General features: G+C 61.1%; 1 protein-coding gene and 1 other annotated feature. The gene reads right to left on the bottom strand.

The genetic code is table 11. The annotated features are described in order from the left end of the window. Positions 1 to 5: 5 nt before the first annotated feature. Positions 6 to 1234, bottom strand: a protein-coding gene (locus HOY34_RS21760; protein ID WP_172366762.1) for an IS3 family transposase whose coding sequence is annotated in 2 segments (ribosomal slippage) — positions 6 to 946 and positions 946 to 1234 — 1230 coding nt in all. Because the reading frame shifts where the segments join, the coding sequence is not laid out codon by codon here. Further along, positions 837 to 953 (bottom strand) — a sequence feature (AL1L pseudoknot). It overlaps the preceding gene by 117 nt. Positions 1235 to 1285: the final 51 nt, after the last annotated feature.

Genomic DNA, 1285 nt, shown 5'->3' on the forward strand with positions numbered 1-1285 from the left:
GTTAGTTACGCGGCGATGTCTTCAATTTCCAGAGCCGCGTAGAAGTTTGCTTCTGCCTCTGCTGGCGGGATGCTCCCGATCGGCTCAAGCAGGCGGCGGTTGTTGAACCAGTCGACCCATTCGAGGGTGGCATATTCGACGGCTTCGAAGGTGCGCCACGGCCCGCGACGATGGATGACCTCAGCCTTGAACAGACCATTGATCGTTTCCGCCAAAGCGTTGTCATAACTGTCGCCGACGCTGCCGACTGAAGGTTCGATGCCAGCCTCGCCCAGCCTTTCCGTGTATTTGATCGACAGGTATTGCGATCCGCGGTCCGAGTGGTGGACGAGCCCTGCGCCCTTGACCGGACGGCGATCATGGACAGCCTGTTCCAGCGCATCGAGAACGAAGCCTGCATGAGCTGTTTGGCTCACGCGCCAGCCCACAATCCGGCGTGCGTAGGCGTCGATGACGAATGCCACATACACGAAGCCCCTCCAGGTGGCGACATAGGTGAAGTCGCTGACCCAGAGCACGTTCGGCGCTGGAACCCTGAATTGCCGGTTCACCTTGTCCAAAGGGCGTGGCGCCGATCTGTCCGGCACCGTTGTTCTGTGGGGCTTTCCGCGAATAATGCCCTGAATACCCATGCCCTTCATCAGCCGGGCGACCGTGCAACGCGCGACATCGAAGCCTTCCCGATCCAGCTGACGCCAAACCTTACGCACGCCGTAGACGCGCCAGTTCTCCTCGAAGACCCGCTCGATCTCGGGCCGCAGGACTGCATCGCGCCGGGCACGATCCGATAACCGCGACGGATCGGCGCGCTTCACCAGGTGATCGTAATAGGTGGAAGGGGCGATCGGCAGAACCTTGCAGATCGGCTCGACCCCATGCTCACCGCGGTGATCGTCGATAAAGCCGACCATCACTTCGACCGGCGGTCGAGCTCCGCCATCGCAAAATACGCGCTCGCCTTGCGCAGGATCTCGTTTGCCTGGCGCAGCTCCCGGTTCTCCCGCTCCAGCGCCTTCATCTTCTCGGCCATGTCTGCCGGGATACCAGCGCGCTTTCCGCTATCGACCTCGGCCTTCTTGACCCACTCGTTCAGGGTCTGGGGCGCGCAGCCGATCTTCGCGGAAATCGACATGACTGACTGCCAACGCGATCCATGCTGGCCTTCATTGTCGAGAACCAAGCGCACAGCGCGCTCGCGAACCTCAGCGGAAAACTTGTTCGTCGTCTTGCTCATGATGCTCCATCCTACTCAGGAGTTGGAGCCTCCGGCAAACCCGGTGCGGTT

The organism is Pseudogemmobacter hezensis (assembly GCF_013155295.1).
GTDB classification, from domain to species: Bacteria; Pseudomonadota; Alphaproteobacteria; order Rhodobacterales; family Rhodobacteraceae; genus Pseudogemmobacter; species Pseudogemmobacter hezensis.